Here is a 747-nt window from a genome sequence, read left to right on the forward strand (position 1 = left end):
GATTATTTTCCTTCGTTCCTGATGGCGATACTCCTCGACTAAGCCTATTTCAGACGTGGCTTCGCAAAGCAGGGCGGCGGATCGCAATCGACGATAGCTTCACTGTATACTTTTGGCTCCGCATACCCCTTGAGCTACAGGAACACCAGCATGACTGTACTCCAAACGCTCTACTGGCAGCCTACGCCGCCTTAGCGCTACGCCCCCTCGCAACACCTCGCCTCCGCCAGTTTCGCTCGCGGCTGCGTACTGCTGTACGCCCGGTTCTTACACCCAAAGCGCACAGCAAAATAATCCTCACAATTTGAATTCGTATCGACGCGCTCGCCATTTCCTGGCATGCGTGCGGTGCATTGCTTTGGATATTCTGATGCTACAAACACTCAAACAAACGTGGTTTTCCAACGTCCGTGGCGACGTGCTCGCGGGGATCGTCGTCGCACTTGCGCTGATCCCTGAAGCCATCGCTTTCTCTATCATTGCGGGCGTCGACCCCAAAGTTGGTCTCTACGCCTCATTCTGTATCGCCGTAGTGATCGCCTTTGTCGGTGGCCGCCCAGGCATGATTTCAGCCGCGACAGGGGCCATGGCACTGCTGATGGTGACCCTGGTCAAGAACCATGGTCTTGAATATCTGCTGGCCGCCACGCTGCTGTGTGGCGTGTTGCAAATTGGTGCTGGCTACCTGAAGCTCGGCTCGCTGATGCGCTTCGTTTCGCGCTCGGTGGTGACCGGCTTCGTCAATGC

At 56.2% G+C, this 747-nt stretch carries 1 protein-coding gene; it reads left to right on the top strand.

What is annotated here, in order from left to right; genetic code table 11:
* Positions 1 to 370 precede the first annotated feature (370 nt).
* A partial coding sequence (locus APH36_RS30370) for a SulP family inorganic anion transporter (RefSeq protein WP_177337151.1) occupies positions 371 to 747 on the top strand: 377 nt, incomplete at its 3' end.

The sequence above is a fragment of the Pseudomonas sp. NBRC 111133 genome (assembly GCF_001320605.1).
Classification (GTDB): domain Bacteria; phylum Pseudomonadota; class Gammaproteobacteria; order Pseudomonadales; family Pseudomonadaceae; genus Aquipseudomonas; species Aquipseudomonas monteilii.